The organism is Sphingobacterium prati, assembly GCF_013167215.1.
GTDB classification, from domain to species: Bacteria; Bacteroidota; Bacteroidia; order Sphingobacteriales; family Sphingobacteriaceae; genus Sphingobacterium; species Sphingobacterium prati.
The window spans coordinates 187,681-210,319 of sequence record NZ_JABJWY010000037.1 but is presented as its reverse complement, the minus strand read 5'-3'; the positions used below and the strand labels follow the sequence as shown (position 1 = coordinate 210,319).

The window sequence follows — 22,639 nt, the reverse complement described above, 5'->3', positions numbered from 1 at the left end:
AAAACTATTGTGATTATTTGTCCCACCAGACCCTGCCAGCGAGGTTATCGCCGCCAGGTACGGCTGAAGAAGCGACCTTATAATTTTCTCCATTGATGGCCGCTTCATTTGCAGGATATGGGAAGCGACGTGGGATAGTGCCTGATGTTGCATTTCCGGGATAGTTTACAGGAATCAGTGCAGGGATACCAGTTCTCCGCCAATTACTCCAAGTCTCATAAAAATCTAGCATAGTAATGGTATGGACCCAATACTGCATGTTTATTTGTTTCAATCCATCTGTCGTATTAAATGGATGTGCAGTTAAGTACGCGTTCGCTTCGGCCTCGCTGATAGCCAAGGAGCCATCATATTGATCAAGGAAAGTTATACTTGCTTTGACCCCTCTGTTATAATGATCAGTTGCACTACCTCCAATTCCCCACCTTTGCGCAGCTTCCGCTAACAGAAGCTCTGACTCACCAAAGGTTAATATAAAAGTAGCACCCGTTCGCTTAACCATGTTTGGATTAGGAGATGAATAATCTGGAAAGGTCGTGTAACTCGGATCTCCACCAATATTATAGAGTGGATTAGCCCCTAAGTCCTTCCCATTGGGCATACCTTTTTGTTTTGCTGGATCCGTTATAAATCCGGCATTTTGGTCTTTACTTTGTTCAGACAGGTAAAGCTGAGTCACAGCAACTTTTCTCAATCTGGGGTCATTATTGGATTTCAGATAATCAATAAATGTTTTGGACCATTTAACATAATAGTTTTCCTGTCCGCCATCGCCCAATAATACTTGACTATTCCGATTCTGGGTAACCCGGGAACCAGACACATCATGCAAGATAAAGGCATTGTCCGTATTGCTGGACATCGTTTTCCCGAGCACTTTTTGTACGTATTCCTTAGCCTTGGGTTCATCCACTTTCACCAAACGCATGGCCGTACGGAGCAATAGTGAATTCCCAAATTTCCGCCATTTAGCAATATCACCTTTATAGATAATATCTCCGGTCACTTTATCACCATCATCTTTCAGGGCTGCCGTAGCGGTTTCAATTTCCTTCAATAAATCGTTGTAGATATCTTGTTGCTTGTCATACTTTGGCTTATAGATTTTATTATAAAAACCTACACCTGCTTCCGAGTAGGGAACATCACCATACAGATCCGTCAGACGAGCAAATATCAATGCCTTCCAGATCCTTGCAACATGATGAAGGTTTGTGTATTTCGGTTTGTCTTTTGTGAACTCGACAACATCGACAATATTCCGAACCTGCTCGATATAGGCACCCACTACTCCATTACCCCAATAAGCTGCCGTATAACTTTCGTTTAGCATATATTTATCTCCCGCCCAATAACTCACAACGGTAGACAAACCCTGCATCATTGTAGCTGAATAGATCAAATTTCCACGCCAGGTATCGTACGCGAAATCAAAACTTCCTGTGTAAAATAACTGAGCAGAACTAAATGTATAATTAGGATCCCAATTGTCTTTACTATAAGCAATTGGATTTGTATTTATTTTTTCAAAATCTTTTGTACAGCTGCTTACGATAAGTGCTGTTGCTGTAACTAAGCTAGCGAGTGTTGGTTTTATATATCTTTTCATGAGGGGTTTGCGATTAGAATTTAACACTTAAATTAACACCATAGGTACGTACAGCGGGTACACCTCCAAGTTCAAGACCCGGAAATGTAGCGTTGTAGCTCGATTCAGGATCAATATTATTTGTCTTCTTCATGATTATCCAAAGATTTCGTGCTACAGCACTGACTGTTATCGCCTTAATCTTATTATGGAATAGATTGGAAGGAAAAGTATACCCCGCAACAATTTGACGTAGTTTAACAAAATCAGCGTTGTTGACAAATATCTTCGATACATTATTTGCAGTGTTGGTATAATAGGTTGCTGCCGTTCGACCTAAACTTTCACGGTCAGCCACTGTTTCCTGATGTAATCCATTGATATATCCATAATAATCTGTACCAGAAAACAGCTTTCCGCCCCATTTTCCATCAATCAAAAATGAAAAATTGAATCTTTTGTAATTGAATTCATTGTTCCAGCCTGCAAACCACTTGTTCATAGCCGAACCATAGGGCTTTAAATCACCGCGCAGTGGAGAACCATCCGCTGCCTTAACGATATTATTATTCTCGTCGTATCTATAATCGAATGCCATAATTTGAAAAGCAGGCATCCCGACCCTATTCATTAAATAACCTACTCCTGAGCGTGAAATTGCAACAGACTGTTCATCCATTCCCTCTGCCAACGAGAGCACTTTATTATCATTATAAGAGCCATTGAGTGAAGAAATCCACTTAAAGTTTTCCGATTTAAAGATTGTTGCTGAAATCAGTGCTTCAAAACCTTTGTTTTGCATTTCACCAGCATTTAGCACAGCACCGTTATAGCCACTTGAAGAAGGAGTCGTGATAAAGGAAATTTCGTTTTTCGACTTTTTATTATACCAAGTAAGATCTAGATTCACCCGGTCATTGAAGAGGCGCAACTCTGTTCCGATCTCTAACTCTGTAGCTGTAGAAGCTTTTAGGGAAGAATTGGGAATATTGTCATTTGAAATAGTTCCCAGTGGTTGCCCATTTAATGTTTCGCTTCTAAAATTATAGGTTAATAAGGTTTGATATGGATCCGTTGCCTGTCCAACTTGTGCAAAACCAGCCCTTAACTTTCCATAGCTCAGCCAAGTGGGCTTAAAATACTCTGAAAAGATAAATGATCCCGAAACAGCGGGATAAACAGAATTTAATTTATTGTCAAACCCTGGCGTCGCTAAAGTAGAAAACCAATCCGACCGTAAACTTCCCGTTAAATAAGCGACATCCTTATAGGCAAATTCCAATGTTCCATAAGTTGATTGTGTTTCCGATTCACTTTCGAGGTAATTAACAGACTTATTCTTTGCATTTAATATGTTATAAACACCAAATATGGCGAAGTCAGTACCTAAATTGGTCGTCTGCTTGATTTTCGTATTTCTATAACTTGCTCCAAGATTAGGGGTCAATGTATAATCTCCCAATACAAAAGACTTACCAACTAATATGTCTGCATTGACATCAGCAAATTTTGTTTCTTGCTCCGCAATCTTCCCGCTTGGATAATATCCCGTACCTGAGGGAACGACATTCTTATAATGATCGGAATATCCATCGCGTCCCGCACGTCCCTGAAAAAACACCCCATTGTCCATGGTATATTTTGCCGTTACAGAGGCAATAGAGCGATCGCGATTGGTGTTATTGATAAATTCGTTTGCTGCAAACCAAGGGTTAGTTGCATAAACATTTCCTGAATTATAGAGTATCTCATTCCCAAGATCATCCTTCCATGGTTTTAAATCATTTATATTAATACTTGTTGGTAAAAACATAGCATTATAATTGGCATTTCCAGCGCCATCAGATACCATTGGACGATTCTTGACCTGCTCTAAAATCATATTATAACGTGCATCAACTGTTAAGCCTCTAAGTGGCTCAAACAATCCGACCAAATTAAATGACTGTCTCTTTAGACCTGAATTGGGGACAACAGATCTATTATTTACATCTGTTCCTGACAGACGAATTGATCCACCATCAAATGATTTATTTAATGCTAGCGTATTTGTCCATGTCGAACCCGTTCTATAAAACCTTTTAAGATTTCCATCTTGTAATGAATACGGTCTTTCTACTCCATCAAATTGTACCACAGGTGAGCCATCCAACCTTGCTCCCCAGCTAGAACCACCTACCTGCGCGGCACCGGCCTTATTAGTTGGCTTTTCACCATTGGAACCTTGACCGTACACCGTTTGCCAGTTCGTATTATCTATAATTTGCTCGCCGACAAAATTGCTGTTAAAATCGATTGAATTTCCCTTGCCAGATTTTGTTGTAATTAAAATCACCCCTGCTTTTGCGCGTGACCCATATAAAGCTGATGCTGCTGCGCCCTTCAAGACAGAAATACTCTCAATATCGTCCGGATTGATATTACTGATCGCATCACCTAAATCTGGCGCATTGTCCCACTGACTACCTGCGTTTCCCTTGGTGTTCGTATTGCCAATACCCACGGGCTTGCTTTCCATAGGTATGCCGTTGATTACATACAAAGGTTGATTGGTTTGATTTAAACTAGAAATCCCACGTATGGTTACATTCGAAGCTGCCCCTGCACCACCTGAAGTCGAACTAATATCCAAACCTGCGACTTTTCCGACAAGTGAGTTCATCACATTATTTTCCCGTGCCGTCGTCAAAGACTCACCAGCAATTTGTGTGACGGAATAACCAAGGGAACGTTTTTCCTTTTTCATGCCCAATGCGGTGACCACCACCTCATTTAACATTCGGTTATCTTCCACTAAAATGATTTTCATATCGCCATCCTTCGTTACAGCTACTTCCTGTGAGGTATAACCTGCAAAAGAAACAATCAATGTATTACCGGTTGAAGCTTCAATTGAAAACCTTCCGCTGATATCGGTCGCCCGTCCTACGGCGGTACCTTTAACACGTACACTGGCTCCTGCTAATGGATTCCCTTTATTATCTGTTACTATACCCGAAATGGTAACCTGTTGCTGTTGGCTAACCACCACAAGGCCTTCTTTGGATACCGAATAAACCAGTCCACTTTTATTGAAAAGCTTCGCCAGAACGTCCAATACTTTTGTATTATTAACATTGACTGACACTTCTTTATTTAAATTCTCGTTGGTCGAATTGTAAACAAAATAATAATCACTTTGCTCTTCGATCAGTTTAAGTACCCTGCTCAGCTTTGTTTTTTGAACATCCAGGGAAACTTTTTGTTGGGAAAATACAGATGCTGAGACATTGATTACAGCACACGTAGTCATAATTAAGGCTAGTTTCATCCGGATAATGAATCTAAAATGCACAATATATCCATTGCGCATTTGCAATAAGCAATTTTTAATCATATTTTAGTGTTGGTTAAAATTAATGTTAAGCAGCACGCCCCAATGTTGCTGCTTTTGGTTAATCATTTTTTCAATGAAGGATGGTGTTGGTCCACCATCCTTTTATTTTTCAGAGATCGTTATTTTTTTCTCATATAATTCAAATTTAAAAGGTTCAACTTTTTGTAAAGCACTCAGTACCTGCTCAATATTTTCTTTACTAAAGGTTGCAGTAAAGCGATATCTTTTTAATTGTTCGCCTTGGAGCTCAATATCCACATCATACCAACGTTCCAGCGTCCGGCGTAAAGATTCGAAATCTTGGTCCATAATTTCCAATCTATTTTCCTTCCAGGCGATATCGGGTATTTCGGCAGTATTGGACTCCGTCGCCGCAATATTTTCAATGGCGATTTCTTTAATAGGTAATTTACTGAGGGTTGGTTTATTTCCTTTATTTGTATTGACTAGAACCTCATCTTGGTTTTTAAATATGGTAATTTTCTGATTTGGCTTAATAACAATGGAGTTCTCCCGAAGCCCTTTGCTTTTCATCTCAATCGATCCTTCCACCAATACCGCTTCTGCCGTGGGTTCTTCGGGATAACTTTTCACATTGAAAGTAGTGCCCAAAACTTTGATATCAAAATCAGCAGCCTGCACCATAAATGGCTTTTCCGTATTTTTTGCTACCTGAAAATACCCTTCACCAACCAACCTCACTAAGCGCAACTCGCTGTTAAAATCCGAAGATACGTCCAATTTGCTTGCAGAGTTTAAGGTAACAGTACTACCATCAATCAACTCAAAGGTCTTCTTCTCGCCCTTTCCTGTCTGATAAACCTGGCCAATATTAACCATTGCTTGAGGAATGCTATCATTTGTTGGAAGCGTATAATACCATACGCCGCCAGCCACTAAAGCAACCAATACCGCAGCAATAGCAACCCATTTTTGCCAGGTTATTCGACGGATAGGTAAGGATTCAACGGGAACTTTTTGAAGATCAGTCTTCAATCTTTCCATTTGCTCATGGACAGATTTTCGATTTCCAACCAATATTTGGTAAAGACGTTTAGCTTTTAAGATCATTTCAGCCTGGTCTGGATGATTTAAGCTGTATTGTTGCCAGTAAAGAATGCAGTTTTTATCTTCTCCGGAACAATACTTTTGAAAAGTATCGTCAATCAAAAAATCTTCTAACTGCTTATAATCTTTTTGGCTCATTCTAATGGGTATTTATCTTATAGTGCCCATGATGAGACCTTTTTCCTAAGAAAAAAACAATATATTTCACAAAACATTAATTACCAGTACTTTATTTTATTCTAAAGCGATATTAAAATCAGAGATATGCTATTCAGTAACTGACAAATGCCTTACATGCACCAGCTCTTGTAGTCAATAGTATTAAATATCCTTTAGCTCTTGCCGCAAGATTTTCAATGCGTCATAAAGCGTATTGTAAGCCGTCTTGACAGACATCTGCGTAGTTTCCGAAATCTTTTCGTAAGAATAGCCTTCAAAAAACTTTAGATTGACCAATTGCTTCTGGCGAAAAGACAACTTTTCCAACGCTTCTTTTAAACGGATCTGAATAATCTCATTGGTCTGTACTTTGATCACAAACTCGTCGTATGGCATCTCGATCCATTCATCTTCTGCTTTGACGTTCTGAAGTGCCGTATTAATTTTATGCTGCTTTTCGATCAGACGCAGAATACGTCTTTTTAGAAAGGTAATGAGATAGGACTGTACATTTTCGACGCGTTCGAGCTGTGTTCTTTTCTCCCAAATCTTGACAAAAACCTGGTCGGTAGCCTCACTTGCTAGGTCACTGTCACCACAGGTCCGGATTCCAAAATTAACAAGCTCTTGGTAAAGTGCCGCATAAAGATCAAAAAACGCGGCCTCATCACCCGTACGAATACGCTCCCACAACAAACGGTACCCCATTTTATTTCTCATAACAAAGCATATAATCCGTATTTAAGCTAATACAAGTCCTTATTTCCAAAAGTATAAACTTAATCGGTAAAAGGAAAAAGTTTTTATCTTTAAGTATAGTGTTTGTATATCGTCTAAAATTATAATTACCGTATTTTTCTGTATTGTTTTAGATCCATTATCGTAAATTAGCCGCTTCAAATCTTACACGACGCAACTCGCATAGCGTGTAAATAAATTGATTAAACAATGTTGGGCCTTTGGGCCTTCAAGTAAATATATTCAATGAAAACCATATTTGCGATAATAGGCAGCGCAAGCGAACATTCATCCAATCATCAGATTGTACGTCATCTTCAACACAAGTTAAATCCAGAGATTAATCTTGTGCTCTTTGACCGCTTAAAAGAACTGCCGCATTTTGACCCAGAGGAAAGCACCTCCCAGCCACCAATAGAAATCATTGCGCTACGTCAGGTCATCCAGGATGCGGATCTCGTATTGATCAGCAGCCCAGAGTATATTTTCAGTGTACCCAGTGGATTGAAAAATTTGTTTGAATGGTGCGCTGCGACTACTATTTTTACAGACAAACCCGTCTCCATTATTACCGCGTCTGCACAAGGCGAAACGGGGCATGCCGAATTACAGCGGATCATGCAGGGACTTGGAGCACCGCTTGATCCTAGAAAAAACTTGCTTATCCAGGGGGTAAAAGGAAAATTAGACGCAGTGGGAAATATCTGGGACGAGAAGCTCGATCAAGAACTTGATGCCCTTGCAGAACAGCTCAAGAAATCCTAATTAAACGCTATTGAATCCATCTATAGGGCTATAGCAATGGAATAAAAATCATATTAAATGTGCAAAGATTACTAACTTTACAACATGCAAGAACAAGTCAATAATCCATTACACGGGAAACGATTAGATACTATCATCACGTATCTCGTAGACTATTATGGGTGGGAAGAACTTGGACAAAGGATAGCCATCCGATGTTTCAATGAAAACCCGAGTATAAAATCCTCTTTAACTTTTCTACGGAAAACGCCTTGGGCGCGTGAGAAGGTTGAACAGCTCTATGTCAAAACCTTGGGCAAAAAATAACCTTATTTCCATGTTAATGCAAATAATCTGATTATTAAGCATATCTTTGCAGCCATGAAAAAAATTGCCGACTACCGAAAGTTGTTAAATGTGGATAAATCAGCGGATCTTAAGACCCTAAAATCCACCTATCGGACGATAATGAAAGAATGTCATCCGGATAAATTTGTCAATGACGAAGAAGGTCGTTTGGCTGCTGAACAAAAGAGTGTAGAAATGATCGAAGCTTATCATTTTTTGGTAAGCATCTGCCCAGAAACTATTGAACAACAATTGCCCATTTATACAGAAACAATTACGAATTCGGGTATTCAGGATATTGATTGGAAAGCCCAAATATTGACGATCACCTTTCACGATGGCAGTCAATACGAATACTTTGGTGTCCAACGAAATGATTATGTAAAATTTGTCAATGCAGATTCTTTAGGACGATTTGCGCGTAGACATGTTTTTCATTCCTATCCTTATCGGAATGTGCTGAAAACATCCACGGTTGTCGCATAATAAAAACGTAAATTTCATACGTACACTATATAGACGGGTCTATTGACCGCATACTGGCTAAAAGCATAAGCGCCCTTTGTTGTAATAACCAAGGGCGCTTATGTAAAATGTTAAATGTTTAAAAGCTATCTATATAACAGCTGACTAGCTCAAATAGTTTTAATTTTATAATTTTAGCATTAGGCCAGCTATTCCACCACCGTAAAATGTATTTCTTGTATGGTCTCTTCCCCAAGCTTTCCAACGAGTACCACCAATAGGTACAGTATTCTCATCCCGTTCAGCATAATTGAAACTTGGTGCTACAAATATGGACAAGGCATCGGTCAGTTTATAGGCTGGGATAATACGCAAAGAAGATTGATGATTATCCAACAGTTTAAATTTATCTGTTAGATGATTGCGTGTCGTAATTTCTGCGCGAAGCGCAAACTTAGATCTATTCAGTAACAACGCCCCCAACCCTGCTTCAAAAGCATATTTAGAGGGACCATCATCAACAAGAGCTACCCCAGCTCCCAATATACTGTAGAGTACCCGTCCTCCTGAACGAAACTGTAGCCCGAGATAATTTTCATCATCTATTAACAACGATAGATTTTTTTCTCCATTTTTGATAAAATTCAATAAGCCAACTGGATAATCGCTGCTGTCAGCGATATTAACAATTCCCGCGAGCTGAAACCCTTTAACCTTTTTGGCCCTATTCGCAATTCCCGCAATTTGAATACCCGCATCGTCGCTACTATTATTCAATACCCCTGCTAATTGCGTCGTCCCCGCTGCCTGTCGTGCTGTATTTGCAATTCCGGCTATTTGGACACCTCGAACGGTATCGACCTTGTTCAATACACCCGCTATCTGAACTCCCTTTGAAATCCCAAAAACCCGATTCCCTACCCCCGCTAATTGTACTCCGCTTACATTTCCACCAACCGTATTGAATACCCCAGCCACTTGAAAGCCCTGCATATTATATTGGTTGATATTGAATACCCCACCCAGTTCCACACCTTTCACACCGGCTGTCGCTCCGCCGATAATATTTAATGAAAATTTATTGACTATCTGGGACCGTATAAAGCCATGCGAACTTAATCCCGGTGTCATGGATATTTGATAAGGGCTATATAAAAACATACCGCCAAGGTTCATACTCTGAATCCGTTGTGCAGGAGACAAAAAGACCCTTCCGAAAAATGACTTATAAAGACCATGATCTTCCTCATAACCCTCAAAATAACCATATTCGCGTTTCTTTTTACCTCCAACCTGCGCTTCAATAGGAAAGATAACCATCACACTAGTATCACGAAACATTTCCTTGCTCACATTAACAGCGATCAGACTATTCTTTTTCTTGACATCCAATTCAAAATAACCGTTCTTGTCCGTCAAAGTAGAGAGCAAAGCACTTCGGTCAAAAATGCTTGCATTGGAAATCGGGTTGTTGGTCCGGATATTTTTGATATAACCGGTGATAACGACTTTATTTTTTCCCGGGGTCTGCACTTCAAAATCTACAGACATACGCTGTGGCGTATACTGGACGATGATATGTTTTCCAAGTTCTTTAAAGCTATATTCTTTGCCCAAAATCCCATCGAGATAGTCATACAAGTTTCCCTTAAATGCCTTCGGAGAAATGATACTATCCATCTGTAAAATGTTTCCATTAAAAGAAAACAAGACGTCTTGCCGTTCCTTTAATAGCTGAAAGACTTCGCCGACCGTAGTTTTTGAAAAAGCAGGCATCTGCACCTCGTCGGCGAGCTTATGCTGCGCTAGCCCCCATTGAAAGGAGCATAGCAGTGTAAATAGGATATATAATCTGATTCGATTGCTAAAAAATAATATCATGACGTTTTTTATACGATGTTGTTTCGGAGACATATTAGCGCTTTTGAATATTTATCAAGTGAATTTCCCTGCCTTCGACCTCGACCTTTAAATCCAAGCTCTTTGCCATCACCTTGAGTATTTCTGCCAAACTATTCTTTTCAAATTCGGCTGTATATGGTATTTTTTCAAGAGCAGGATCATCTATAATAACCCTATAGTCATAGGCACGGTTAAGCAGCTGAACGACATCCTTTAATGGTGTATTCACGAAATTAAACTTACTGTCTACATAGTATTTATAATATTTATCCTGAACAGGCTTCTTCTCAACCCTCATGGTGTCTGTATCCCTAATCGTTACCATCTGTTCAGGTCGCAGCAAGATCTCTTTATCTGCATAAGCTATCTTAACCAAACCTGTAGCGACAATAATCTCTGTTGCATCCGGAATGCGACGCACATTAAAGCTCGTTCCCAGTACGGTAATCTTCGTATTGCCTGTTGCTATCACAAAAGGATGCTTTTTATCTTTATGCACCTGAAAGAACACTTCTCCTCTCGCTAATTCAACATTCCTATTTTTATTGCTCCATGTCCTTGAATAGGCTAATTCACTATTTCTGTTGAGTGTTACCATCGACCCATCAGGTAGTGAATCCTGACGTACACCGTCTTGGGTTATAAAATGTATTTCCTCCCGTTGTGAACGGTCAAACACGTAGAATCCGAACATGCAGATAAGCAAAATACCTGCTGCAGCCCACCAATTCCAATGAATGATTCTTGTCTTCTTTTTGGAGATTCCGGTAAGTTCCGAAGCTCTCCGGTCCCTAGCGATCTTAAATTCAGTCCAAGCCTTATCCACATCCACTTCTGGCACCTCCAGGGGTTTGGGTAAGCTATCCCATAACTTTTTCATTTGCAAATATGCCTCCCTATTATTAGCATCATTTTCCAACCATTCCTCTACGATCATACGCTCGGCTTCATTCGTTTCCCCAACCATATATCTTTCTAACAATTCCTTATTCATCGCATATAGATAAGATAGAAATACATTTTTCATTTTTTGGTATTCGGCCCGGTTCTCAGGATGTTCATCCAACCAACCTTGTACCCTATTATTCTCTGCTTCATTGGTATTCCCAACGATATATCTTTCCAGTAATTCCTTATTCATAGTATATAGATGATATAGAAAATAATCAACGTCAAATAGTCCATAAGCTCAATACGTAAGTGACGCAAAGCCTTGCTCATATGTCCTTCCACTGTTTTTATCGACAGGTCTAATGTTGCTGCGATATCCTTATATTTCATCTCCTGAAAACGGCTCAATTCAAATACAGTCCTACTCTTTTCAGGCAAACCAGAAAGTGCCACCCTTAACTTTTTATCGAGGTCCTTGCTGCTTTCATCTACAGCTGGTTCCCACCCCTGCCTATGCTGTTCATAAGACTGATATTTAAGCTTACGTTGCTCCTTCTTAAGGGCATTCATGCTTTCATTATAAATGGCACGGTATAGATAGGCCTTCAGTGAAGTATGAATCAGCTCTTCCCAATCTTTCTCCCATAATCGCAGAAATACTTGCTGTATGACCTCCTCGGCCCCATCACTATCCCCTAGGTACCTAAAAGCATAACGATGCAATTCCTTGTAATGCGCCCGAAAAAGCTGCTCGAAATTCTTTTCTTTATTTTCCGACATCGGTTAACTCTATCCTATTGATTAAACAATCTACTTTATTACTAAGACATCCCAAGTAGCTATTACCCTTATTATTTTTTTACTTTTTTTTCTTGGTTAGAATAACGGCCTATTGTAGCATCCCATCTCCCTTATACAAATAGAAACTAAAGTTAATTATCTGAAAACAGAAAATTGTTTTTTTCTAAGGGTATAACGGCTTTCCGTTGTCATAACATAAAAGTGCATTAGAATATAGAAAACAAAAATAGTATTAAAGATGAAAACAACATTCAAAGCGGCCTTATTGGCAATGACAGTATTAGGAATAGCAGGTACAGCGCGAGCACAGGAAGTGACCTATGGTATACAAATAGGGAGCAACTATCACATGACATCATTTGGGAACAAATCCGTTAAGGATAATAATGGTAAAGTAGGCGTTTCTGTCGCTGCATTTGCCCGTGTCGGGGATCGTCTCTTCTTTCAGCCTGGTATCGGTGCCAGTTTATTGCGGAAGGAATATACGTTTGAAAACATACAGAAGACACCTAAATTTTACCAGGTTAATCTTCCATTACAAGTTGGTTATAAATTTTTAGAAAATGGCGATTTCAACCTTCGTGGCTTATTAGGACCGCAATTAAACTATGATTTAAAAACTGTCAAATCCAGCGCGACGACCGACTATAAGAAATTCTCTCTTGACGGAAGGGCAGGAATTGGGATAGACGTCAGCCGCTTTACCGTAGACGCTTACTACAGTCATGGATTCACAAGCGTGGACAAAACGTTGGACGCCAAGAACAAAACGATTGGCATTATGGTTGGCTATAAATTCTAATCGTGATTCATTTAAAAACAACTTTAAAACACCATTTCAAAAAAAATGGTGTTTTTTTTATTTAGATTTTATTTTTTGTCAATAATTATTATTTTAGCGCTACAAAAAAATATTCCTGAAAGACTTAGTATAGGATTATCCTATCCACTACTGTTGGAATAACTCGGGATGTAGCGTAGCCCGGTATCGCGCCAGCATGGGGTGCTGGAGGTCGTCGGTTCAAATCCGGCCATCCCGACATAAAAATAAAAGACCACTTAATTAACGTAATTAAGTGGTCTTTAGATTATAGAGCATGATTGCACCTGTCGAATGTAACGGGAAACCTTTTGATAAATTAAATTCTTTGATACAATCAGACCTTCCTGTATAAGCCATAAACCATTTCCTGCTAACGTTAAAGGTTCCCAACAAGTAGTCTTTATCAGCACAGTCCGTGTTTTGACGTTTGTTGATGCTGATTCGAGTTTCCTTCGCAACCACTATACCCCTTCTTCGACACATAGAGTAGGTAAGAGCGGAATAAAACCGGGTTGATCAAGCAATGAGTCCGAGTTAAACACGGACTCAACACGGACTCAGTACGGACTCACCTCGCTCACATGGAGAAGCAGATACGGCGATATCTCGAAGGAGACTCGTTTCACCACAGAATGATAGCCGAACAATATAGCTCTGACGGCAGTAAGATTGTCCAATGAAAAAGGTATCTGGATTACTGAGACACACCAGTAATCCAGATACCTTTACAACTTAAAAATTAGCAAACAGTTTTTTGCTATTACTAATAACCTGGATTTTGTTTCAGATTCGGGTTAACCGCTATCTGTTGGCTCGGAATAGGATATAACAATGTTTTCGGATCCGGATCCGCAGCCTTTTCCTGCCAAGCCAGTAAAAACTTGCCAAATCGGATTAGATCTTGTCTTCTCCAGCCTTCCCAATACAGTTCACGGGCACGTTCATCCAATAAATTGTCCAATGTCAAGGCTGTTAAATTAGTCACACCACGATTGGTACGAATACTATTGACCAAAGCCAGGGCCTCACCAGCCGCACCAGTACCCCCTCTCAAAATCGCTTCCGCTTGCATTAACAGCACATCCGAGTAACGAAAGACTACCCAGTCGTTATTTCGTTGTCCCGTAACGCCATAATCAAATGCATATTTCATTGGACGGATACCTGCCGTTTCCAGCGTAGCACCAGATGTACGGATTGTCACTTCTCGCGTAAAGGATAATGGTGCGCTGGACGGATTACGTGCCATTAATGGCTTATTTGTACTCCAATTATATTGCTGACCTGCAAAAAAGCCCACATTTTGGCGTCCGAATTCTTTTTTTCGATTCGACGTTGTATCTGCAGCGTACTCGTAGTAAATACCCCTACGTTCGTCCGCGGCAGCGAATTTATCGTAATAATCTGAGAGCGTACACCAGCCGTTCCACCCGCCAGGATTCATATTATAATGGGCTATTGTATTCCAAGTACGATCCACATTTCCACCTCGTTCTCCATTTTTGTTGAACAAGGTATAGATATTCTCCGTAGACTTTTCATCGTTATCAGGAGCAAAATTATCAAAATATTTTCCTTTTGCAGAAACTGTATAGGCCCCGCTCGTAATAATTTCCTTAGCTAGTGCAATTACTTTATTCATGTCATCTGCTGCGAAAGCAGGTGCTTGCCTATTCAAAAATGCGCCTTTATTCAAGTAGATTTTCATCAGCAAGGTTTTAGCGGCATTCCGATTAGCCACATAAGCCGCCTTTGGACCATTTGCTGGCAAACTACTTAAAATTTCATTGAGTTCTTTCACCATGTAATCTATGGCCGCCTGCGGTTGCAGTACCTCCGGCGCTATCCTAAAATCATCAAAAGATTCTCCTTCACGCATGGGCACTACCCCATACAGATCCAACATATCAAACATGGTTAGCGCACGAATAAATCGGGCTTCTGCAGCTTGCTGCGCATTAGGCTTATAGCGTAAGACATTAGAGGCATTATAAATTGCCGTTCCCAAGCTTACAAAGGTATTATTCATGTAACCGTTGTCTGCATTCCAGGTGTGAAGGTGGATCGCGCGGTGCATCCCATTATCGTCCCAGTCACCGCCCCTTGTGGGGGCCATGGCTGCATCTGTAGATACTTCCTGCATCACCCAGCGTTGTTCCTGTTGATAAGGCGTATTCAATGAGTTATAAGCGGTAATTAAAAGGCTTCCAGGATCAACATTAGATGTTCCTTCTTCCAATTCTCCCTTAAACTCTTCTTTCAGTTTAGTACAAGAATAGGTGCTTGATACAACCGAACCAATGATTCCGATATATAATAATGTTCTTAATTTCATCTGTCTCATATTTTATTATCCAATGATATCTGCTAACGGTCTATAGTGAGAAATTAACACCCAATAGTATATTTCTCGCTGGAGGATAAGGCAAGTATTCAATGCCCAGGGAAGGAATGCCATTTGTAGCTCCATCTGTATTCACTTCAGGATCAAAACCTGTATATTTAGTTATAATAAAAAGGTTTTGACCAGTCAATGATACATTAAGATTTTTGAGTGTCTTTCCAACATCCCCTACTTTATAGCTTAATGTCAGGTTAGCCATCTTTAAATAATCACCTTTCTCCAGAAAACGAGTTGATGGTGCAGCTGAATTGGACGTAGATTCTTTCACAGCTGTATCAAAAAAGGCCGATCCAATATTTCTGGAGGACAAGTTACTTAAACCTAAGGTTGTAGCCGCTGTATTGTTAAATAAGTAGTGCCCCAATGCGCCGTTCATATTGGCTGCTAGCGAAAATTGTTTATAATTTACGTTAGTCGAGATACCCAATAAAGTGGTTGGATTTGGGCTATTCATGTAGAATTTATTAATCGCCGGATCATTTGTTGTGCTAATGCTTCCGTCTTGCCCACGGTACATGCTCATACCAGTTTGCGGATCGATTCCTTGGTAATCGGCCAGGTACCAAACATTCAGCGGCTGTCCATTCACCATACGTTGTCCCAATACGCCCGAAAATCCTTGTCCTCTTAATGCGCCCGTTTCATAATAACCGACTAGACCACTGACACTGTTTTTAAGGAAGGTGGCATTACCGGTTAAGTCCCAAGTCCAATTGTCATTTTTGATAATCGTTCCTGTCAGGGCAATTTCCACCCCTTTATTAACGATTTCACCATCCAAATTCACCCAGATACGTCCTGCAGGTGCTGGCTGAGCGAGTGTCTGTTCAAATAGTGCGTCCGTCGTCTTTTTATTAAAATAATCAATTGAACCATACAGACGGTTGCCAAGTATTCCAAAATCAATACCAGCATTTATGGTGGTTGAGGTTTCCCACTTGAGATCTGGATTACCGTAGTTAGCCTGACTTACACTTTGGTTCCCAAAGACTAATCTGTTCAAAGATGCACCTGATGGAAACTCTTGGTTACCTGTTTTTCCCCAGCCCAATCTTACTTTTAACTGATCAAAAGTTCCACTTGATTTTAAGAAGTCTTCTTGAGCAACATTCCAAGCTACGGCTAAGGATGGAAACATCGCATATTTGTTGTTCGATCCAAATTTAGTGGAACCATCCCTTCTTACAGTCGCTGTAAGGAGATAACGATCCAAATAATTAAATCCACCCCGTAAGAAAAGCGATTGTAGTTGATTTGTAGGACTTCTATACGATGAGACTTCCCGGGTTGACACCGATGAATATTGGAGATAATCAAAATAATCCAATCCCATATAACGAAATCCACCTCCAAAAGCGATATTATTATTAAAATTGTAATCCAAGTATTCGTATCCTGCTACAGCATTTACACTCCAATCCTCATTAATTTGCTTGTTGTAGGAAAGCATGTGGGTCATCTGTAGATTAGTCTCCCCATTATTCGAAATAAATGCTTGTTCGTTATTCACTGCCGATGGATCGATAAGTCCGGCCCGATACATACCTTCACGATTTCCTGTTTGCCGCATTGCGCTGTAGATAAAGCGATATTCTAGGTCATCTGTAATTTTATAATATGGAGCTACGTTGACGACCATTGTATTGGTTGTTGCCAAATCCCGAAATGCTTCAATGCTGGTTAACGGATTTCGGGTTGTCGAACTGACGAATGTCAAATTACCTTGGGCATCACGTAAAGGACGAGTCGGATTCCATTGTAAAGCCTGAGAGATCACATTTCCTTCAGAGCCTACTGTTGCATTGATAGGCGCATATTTGTTATCCATTTGCGTCAGGAATACAGCGAAATCAAGTCCCAGTCTCTTGTTCTCCAAAAAGCGGAAGTTGCCTGTAAAATTAGCTGTATATTTTTTCAATTGTGAACCCCGGATAATACCGTTTTGGTTCAAATAACCACCAGATAAACGATATTTTCCATGTTCTGTACCTCCAGCCACGTCTGCGTAATAATTTTGGGTAATCGCTTTCCTTGTAATGGCTTTAAAAGCATCCTCATTGTCCCCAAAATCAGAATCGGCAGCTTCCGATGGTGTGTAATACTTTAACGCCTCTCTAAATCGTGCTGCATTCAAGACATCTGGATATTCACGCATCGTCGATACCCCCGCTGATGCACCTACGGAAACTTCGGGCGAGCCGACCTTTCCTTTTTTGGTCGTGATAATAACGACACCATTTGCGCCACGAGACCCATAAATTGCGGTCGCAGAAGCATCTTTCAGGATATCCATACTCGCGATATCACCAGGATTCAGATACGTCAATGGATTACCTCTGTCAGATGAAAATCCTCCACGACCTTCGGGTAATGGCGAATTGCCCGACATAGGAACACCATCCAAAACAAATAAGGGGTTGTTACTTGCCCGAATGGATGAATTACCCCGGATCCGTACGGTTGTCGATCCGCCGGGTTGCCCAGTGTTGTTAATAACCATTACGCCGGGTGTCTTTCCCTGGATCAATTGATCGGGACTGGTCATAATGCCCTTATTGAAATTCTTTGCTCCGATGGTCACCATAGAGCCGGTCAAATCTTTTTTTCGGGCGGTACCATAACCGATGACAACCACTTCTTCCAGTCCTTGGTCTGAACTAGGCTCAAGGGCGATGGTCATGTCGTTACCTACAATTGGAACTTCCTTCAAAGCATAACCGATGTAAGTCACTTCCAATGATTTGGCATCATTTGAAATATTCAAGGAGAAAGCTCCCTCAGCATCCGAAGTCGTCGCCGTGGTGCTCCCTTTTACCTTAATCGTAGCGCCTGTCAATGGACTTTGGGTCTCATCCACAACCTTTCCCTTTAACACCCGCGTTTGGGCGGCCGCAATAAAGGTTACAAGCAGTAATGTCGGCATCATTACACATTGCGCAAGTAGTCTGTTTTTCATACGCTTTTAAATTGATGGTTTAATTGATTTATTATCCTGAGCAACAATGCTCAACTTTCGTTAAGTGATTTAAAAATATTGCGTAAACGAAGAGCCTCTTGATCAATCCCCACAGAAAGTTAATCCCCTGAATAACTTTTGCATCCAGGTCAAATAGAAATAGGTAGCGCGCTGAAAAATAAGGGTACAACAATTTGCTGTCATAATTTTAGGGCAAGGCATAAGTTTACTTTTTGGTTATTATCGTATGATAAAAATACAGCAAATCATTGTTTTACCTCCAATCACAGCGTCTCATTTTTATATCATAACGTATCAACAAAACTCTTTTTTTCCTTTTTTATTGATTACTTTTAGAGTGAGTTTATAAATTTTGAGAAGAATAACCTATATACTTATCCTATCCCTATTGCTCGCATGGGGCAACCTGCGGGCACAATCGCTCTATTTTAAAAATTATCAACCCCACGATGGTCTCTCCAACAGTTCTGTTAAGTGTATTACACAAGATACACAGGGATTCCTATGGTTAGGAACAAGGAATGGTCTCAATCGTTTTGATGGGAATCAATTTAAGATATTTAGGCACAATGCTTCGGATCCCTCCAGCATCGGAAGTTCATCCATCTTAAGTATCCTTACTGATAGTAAAGGGCTGCTATGGGTGGGAACGACTCGGGGCACCTATTGTTACGACCCGGTTAAAGAAAACTTCAAACCATTCAATCGAATACCGATTGGTGAGGTCAATGCCATCCATGAATACGCCGGTTTTATCTGGTTGCTTTCCAATGGGAAATTGTATCGTTATAATCCTTACACGACAGATGTCGTTGCATTCGATCAAAACAGAAACAGCCTAGTGGCCATTACCAGTAGCCAAAAAGGTGGTCTATGGACTACAGACAATAACAGTACAATCGAACGGTATCAAGTCAAAACTGGCAAATTTATTCAGATTGCGCTTAAAAAAACAGACCGGAAAGCACTGGCCAACACCAAGACCGTTTACGCCATCAACGACTCCCTCCTCATGGTGGGGACGATCAATTCAGCCTACCTGTTTGATTTTAAAAATGGCACGTTAAAAAATCTATTTGCAAACCATTACCCGGACAAAGTCATCCAGGCAAATTGCATTATTCAACAGACAGAATCGGTATACTGGATCGGAACAGAGACTGGAATATACACCTATGACATTCGCTCAGGTCAGAGCCAGCACATCAAAAAAGACCTGCTCAATCCATTTGCCATCTCTGACAATGCTGTTTTGAATTTCTATCGGGACCGTGAAAATAACATCTGGTTTGGAACGTTTTTCGGCGGTGTTAACCAATACAGCAACCAATTCGACAATTTCAAAAAGTACTTATCCGGATTTGGAAAATCGGCTCTATCAGGAAATATCGTACATGATATAAAAAAAGATAATTATGGAAATTTATGGATAGGTACAGAGGATGGTGGTCTAAACAAAATAGATGCTCAAACACAACAGATTCAGCATTTTGTCGCCAATGGCAAAAAGGGAAGTATTGCGCATAACAATGTTCATGGTTTGGCAACGATCGGCGATGATCTTTGGGTAGGCTCCACAACACATGGTCTGGATATACTCGACGTAAAGACCGGAAAATTAAAAAAGCACTATGACCGTATCGGCAAAGGTACTTTACAAAGCCGCTTTGCCGTTTGCATCTATAAATCCAGGGACAACAGCATGCTTGTTGGGACAGACCGCGCATTATACGTTTACAACAAAAATAACGACAGTTTTGACCTCCTCCCCATTACAGCATGGATCCAAGGCATGTATGAAGATGAATATGGTATACTCTGGGTCAATACCTATGGCAGCGGTGTTTATCAGTATAACCGCCGTTCGGGAAAGATACAGCATTTGCTTTCCGAGCAGGGTAAACAAAATACGCTCGTCAATAATTACGTCAATGGCTTATTTGAAGACAGTAAAAAAAACCTCTGGTTTTGCACCGAAAGCGGCCTTTCGAAATACCGTCGTAATGGACGCTTCACCAATTATCTGACCGAATCCGGTTTACCTTCCAATCAAGTATTTAAAGTCTTGGAAGATGACAATAACAGCATATGGATCTCAACAGGTGGTGGATTAGTCAGACTGGATGAAGATGTCCCCCGTAGGGTCATTTATACATCGAGAGACGGACTTCCCGCAGATCAGTTTAATTATAATTCAGCTTTCAAAGATAACGACGGAACATTATATTTTGGCACGATCAAAGGAATGGTCAGCTTCAACCCGACAAAATCCATTAAGAACAGCTTTATTCCACCTATATTCATTAGCGGCATTCAGATCAACAATGTAAGTATACCTGTCCGTGAAAATGGCATCGTAAAACAGTCCATTTCGCTATCAAAAGAGATCCACTTGCCGTACGACAGTTCCAATATCAGCTTCAATATCGCGGCCCTGAGCTTTGTTTCCCCAAAGAGTAATGTCTATCGCTATATTATGGAAGGTTATGACAAAGGTTGGACGGATATTACCGGCAGTCAAAAAATCTATTACAATAAACTTCCCCCTGGAAACTATACGTTTAAATTTAAGGGCGCTAACAACAATGGTATCTGGAATCCGATGGAAAAAGAATTACGTATTGTCGTTTCGCCGCCCTGGTGGTCATCTCTCTCGGCATACATCCTTTACTTTTTAGTCATTAGCACGATTGTGTTATTGATTTTGCGCTATTATTTTTTGCTCATCAAAGCGAATAACACGCAAAAAATGGATAGCTACGAACGTAAAAAAGAACAGGAAGTTTATAATCTCAAATTGGAGTTTTTTACCAATCTCGCTCACGAGATCCGCACACCACTGACCTTAATTAAGATGCCATTGGAGAAACTCATCCGTACACATCAATTTAAGGAGGATAAAGATACGGTAAACGACCTTGCCTTGATCGAAAAAAACACAACGAGGCTGATTAGGCTTACAAATCAGCTTTTGGACTTTAGAAAAGCAGAAACAAATAATATGAGCCTTATCTTTACAAAAACGGACATTAACAGCTTGCTACTTGACGTTTTCAATGACCTAAACGTTCTAGCGAAAGAAAAGATGTTGCAATATGATCTTTCCTTGCCGCGGATTACACTCACTGCCCAAGTCGACGAAGAAGCCTTGCGCAAGGTATTCACCAACTTGATCCATAATGCCATAAAATATGCCACCCAGCAGGTGCATATCAAATTGCTTCCATTCAACAGTGACGACATTATGTTTAATATAGAGTTTCGAAACGACGGCGATATTATTCCATTCGAGAAGAGAGAAAAGATCTTTGAACCTTTTTATCGGCTGAATGAATCAAACAAGGATACTGGTACAGGCATTGGTCTACCACTCTCCCGCTCGCTTGTCGAACTGCATCAAGGAACTTTATCCTTAGCATATACCGAACAAAACCGCAATATTTTTTTACTCTCACTGCCAATCCTTCAGGAACAGTCGCTTGACATTCCCTTCCTCGAAGAAACAGATCATGAGGACAAACTGTATCCGAAAGAGGATGAAAGTACCGAAAAACCCGTGGTCCTCATCGTCGAAGACAACAAAGAAATACTGGCTTACCTCAATAAAGAGCTAAAAACAGATTACACCATTCTGCGTGCGGGCAACGGAGCCGAAGCGCTTGAAATATTAGACCAGGACAATGTACAGCTCGTCTTGACAGATATCATGATGCCCATTATGGATGGCCTTGCCTTATGTAAACGTATCAAAAGCGACATCCTATACAGCCATATTCCGGTCATCTTCCTGACAGCTAAGAATGCACTCGATTCCAAGATTAAAGGTTTGAAAATTGGTGCTGATGCCTATATTGAAAAGCCTTTTTCCCTAGAATTCCTGACCGTACAGATACGAAACATCCTTAACAACCGTAAGATCATCAAAAACTATTTCACCAATTCTTCCGTTTCCAATCTGAAGGATATCAATGTCTCGGCCCCAGACAAGGATTTTATAAGCCAGCTCAACACCGTGATCTACGCCAATATTTCAGACATAGATCTCAATGTCGACGAGTTGGCACGGTTAATGAATATGAGCCGGCCAACCCTATACCGTAAAATTAAAGGCTTATCTGACCTCACGCCCAACGAATTGATCAATATATCGCGTTTAAAGAAAGCAGCTGAGTTGCTTGTTCAAAGGGAATATAACATTACCCAAATTTCTACCATGGTCGGTTATACGGTACAATCCAATTTTTCAAGGGATTTCCATAAACATTATGGAATGCCTCCCAGTGTTTACATGACTGAAAACAGCTGATCATTCGAACAAACAGTATACAAGGATAAGGCGGGGCCCGGAGCCATCG

General features: G+C 40.4%; 14 protein-coding genes and 1 tRNA gene. 6 read left to right on the top strand and 9 right to left on the bottom strand.

Annotated features, from left to right (window positions below; translation table 11 throughout):
* Window positions 1-13: 13 nt before the first annotated feature.
* The 4 genes from HPC41_RS18825 to HPC41_RS18810 all read right to left on the bottom strand — a co-directional run bounded on the left by HPC41_RS18825 (window position 14) and on the right by HPC41_RS18810 (window position 6,911).
* Window positions 14-1,609 carry a SusD/RagB family nutrient-binding outer membrane lipoprotein gene (locus HPC41_RS18825; RefSeq protein ID WP_172395560.1) on the bottom strand — a complete coding sequence of 532 codons (1,596 nt, stop codon included), beginning with the start codon at window positions 1,607-1,609 and terminating at the stop codon, window positions 14-16.
* Between the two features lie 13 nt (window positions 1,610-1,622).
* Window positions 1,623-4,880, bottom strand: a complete 3,258-nt coding sequence (locus HPC41_RS18820; RefSeq protein ID WP_246250870.1) for a SusC/RagA family TonB-linked outer membrane protein — start codon at window positions 4,878-4,880, stop codon at window positions 1,623-1,625.
* A gap of 186 nt (window positions 4,881-5,066) precedes the next feature.
* Window positions 5,067-6,170 carry a FecR family protein gene (locus tag HPC41_RS18815; RefSeq protein WP_172395559.1) on the bottom strand — a complete coding sequence of 368 codons (1,104 nt, stop codon included), beginning with the start codon at window positions 6,168-6,170 and terminating at the stop codon, window positions 5,067-5,069.
* A 183-nt stretch (window positions 6,171-6,353) separates the two neighbouring features.
* Entirely contained in the window at window positions 6,354-6,911 is a 558-nt protein-coding gene (locus tag HPC41_RS18810) for an RNA polymerase sigma factor (RefSeq protein WP_172395558.1), read from the bottom strand.
* Window positions 6,912-7,175: 264 nt separating this feature from the next.
* On the opposite strand from HPC41_RS18810, the gene HPC41_RS18805 reads away from it, so the two are divergent.
* The 3 genes from HPC41_RS18805 (at window position 7,176) to HPC41_RS18795 (ending at window position 8,507) form a co-directional block, all read left to right on the top strand.
* Window positions 7,176-7,694, top strand: a complete 519-nt coding sequence (locus tag HPC41_RS18805) for an NADPH-dependent FMN reductase (RefSeq protein ID WP_172395557.1) — start codon at window positions 7,176-7,178, stop codon at window positions 7,692-7,694.
* Between the two features lie 84 nt (window positions 7,695-7,778).
* Window positions 7,779-8,000, top strand: a complete 222-nt coding sequence (locus HPC41_RS18800) for a VF530 family protein (RefSeq protein WP_172395556.1) — start codon at window positions 7,779-7,781, stop codon at window positions 7,998-8,000.
* A gap of 54 nt (window positions 8,001-8,054) precedes the next feature.
* Window positions 8,055-8,507: a KTSC domain-containing protein gene (locus HPC41_RS18795; protein WP_172395555.1), complete on the top strand. Its 453-nt coding sequence runs from the start codon at window positions 8,055-8,057 to the stop codon at window positions 8,505-8,507.
* Window positions 8,508-8,672: 165 nt separating this feature from the next.
* On the opposite strand, the gene HPC41_RS18790 is transcribed toward HPC41_RS18795, so the two are convergent.
* From HPC41_RS18790 to HPC41_RS18780, 3 genes are read right to left on the bottom strand one after another with little or no spacing between them, the layout of a single operon-like run.
* Window positions 8,673-10,367 (bottom strand): peptidase associated/transthyretin-like domain-containing protein, encoded by a 1,695-nt coding sequence (locus HPC41_RS18790; RefSeq protein WP_172395554.1) that lies wholly within the window; start codon window positions 10,365-10,367, stop codon window positions 8,673-8,675.
* Window positions 10,368-10,401: 34 nt separating this feature from the next.
* Complete coding sequence (locus HPC41_RS18785) at window positions 10,402-11,529, bottom strand: FecR family protein (RefSeq protein ID WP_172395553.1); 1,128 nt, start codon at window positions 11,527-11,529, stop codon at window positions 10,402-10,404.
* The gene (locus tag HPC41_RS18780) at window positions 11,526-12,059 is read right to left on the bottom strand and encodes an RNA polymerase sigma-70 factor (RefSeq protein ID WP_172395552.1); all 534 of its coding nucleotides are present in this window, start codon (window positions 12,057-12,059) and stop codon (window positions 11,526-11,528) included. The genes HPC41_RS18785 and HPC41_RS18780 overlap by 4 nt, the downstream gene beginning before the upstream one ends.
* Window positions 12,060-12,318: 259 nt before the next feature.
* On the opposite strand from HPC41_RS18780, the gene HPC41_RS18775 reads away from it, so the two are divergent.
* Window positions 12,319-12,882 carry a porin family protein gene (locus tag HPC41_RS18775; protein ID WP_216660828.1) on the top strand — a complete coding sequence of 188 codons (564 nt, stop codon included), beginning with the start codon at window positions 12,319-12,321 and terminating at the stop codon, window positions 12,880-12,882.
* Between the two features lie 164 nt (window positions 12,883-13,046).
* Window positions 13,047-13,120: transfer RNA gene (locus HPC41_RS18770), tRNA-Pro, on the top strand.
* Window positions 13,121-13,666: 546 nt separating this feature from the next.
* Here the strand turns inward: HPC41_RS18770 and HPC41_RS18765 are convergent.
* Together HPC41_RS18765 and HPC41_RS18760 are read right to left on the bottom strand one after the other, a co-directional pair.
* Window positions 13,667-15,238, bottom strand: coding sequence for a RagB/SusD family nutrient uptake outer membrane protein (locus HPC41_RS18765; protein ID WP_172395551.1), 1,572 nt, complete (start codon window positions 15,236-15,238; stop codon window positions 13,667-13,669).
* A gap of 40 nt (window positions 15,239-15,278) precedes the next feature.
* Window positions 15,279-18,263 (bottom strand): SusC/RagA family TonB-linked outer membrane protein, encoded by a 2,985-nt coding sequence (locus HPC41_RS18760; protein WP_172395550.1) that lies wholly within the window; start codon window positions 18,261-18,263, stop codon window positions 15,279-15,281.
* Window positions 18,264-18,636: 373 nt separating this feature from the next.
* Between HPC41_RS18760 and HPC41_RS18755 the strand changes: the two genes are divergently transcribed.
* Window positions 18,637-22,590: a hybrid sensor histidine kinase/response regulator transcription factor gene (locus HPC41_RS18755; protein WP_246250867.1), complete on the top strand. Its 3,954-nt coding sequence runs from the start codon at window positions 18,637-18,639 to the stop codon at window positions 22,588-22,590.
* The last annotated feature ends 49 nt before the right edge of the window (window positions 22,591-22,639 follow it).

Bases quoted from the DNA above. Each gene is read 5' to 3' on its own strand.
- HPC41_RS18820 (WP_246250870.1), bottom strand. From the start codon at position 4,880: ATGACTACGTGTGCTGTAATCAATGTCTCAGCATCTGTATTTTCCCAA.
- HPC41_RS18785 (WP_172395553.1), bottom strand. From the start codon at position 11,529: ATGAATAAGGAATTACTGGAAAGATATATCGTTGGGAATACCAATGAA.
- HPC41_RS18815 (WP_172395559.1), bottom strand. From the start codon at position 6,170: ATGAGCCAAAAAGATTATAAGCAGTTAGAAGATTTTTTGATTGACGAT.
- HPC41_RS18765 (WP_172395551.1), bottom strand. From the start codon at position 15,238: ATGAAATTAAGAACATTATTATATATCGGAATCATTGGTTCGGTTGTA.
- HPC41_RS18775 (WP_216660828.1), top strand. From the start codon at position 12,319: ATGAAAACAACATTCAAAGCGGCCTTATTGGCAATGACAGTATTAGGA.
- HPC41_RS18795 (WP_172395555.1), top strand. From the start codon at position 8,055: ATGAAAAAAATTGCCGACTACCGAAAGTTGTTAAATGTGGATAAATCA.
- HPC41_RS18810 (WP_172395558.1), bottom strand. From the start codon at position 6,911: ATGAGAAATAAAATGGGGTACCGTTTGTTGTGGGAGCGTATTCGTACG.
- HPC41_RS18790 (WP_172395554.1), bottom strand. From the start codon at position 10,367: ATGATATTATTTTTTAGCAATCGAATCAGATTATATATCCTATTTACA.
- HPC41_RS18760 (WP_172395550.1), bottom strand. From the start codon at position 18,263: ATGAAAAACAGACTACTTGCGCAATGTGTAATGATGCCGACATTACTG.
- HPC41_RS18780 (WP_172395552.1), bottom strand. From the start codon at position 12,059: ATGTCGGAAAATAAAGAAAAGAATTTCGAGCAGCTTTTTCGGGCGCAT.
- HPC41_RS18805 (WP_172395557.1), top strand. From the start codon at position 7,176: ATGAAAACCATATTTGCGATAATAGGCAGCGCAAGCGAACATTCATCC.
- HPC41_RS18825 (WP_172395560.1), bottom strand. From the start codon at position 1,609: ATGAAAAGATATATAAAACCAACACTCGCTAGCTTAGTTACAGCAACA.
- HPC41_RS18800 (WP_172395556.1), top strand. From the start codon at position 7,779: ATGCAAGAACAAGTCAATAATCCATTACACGGGAAACGATTAGATACT.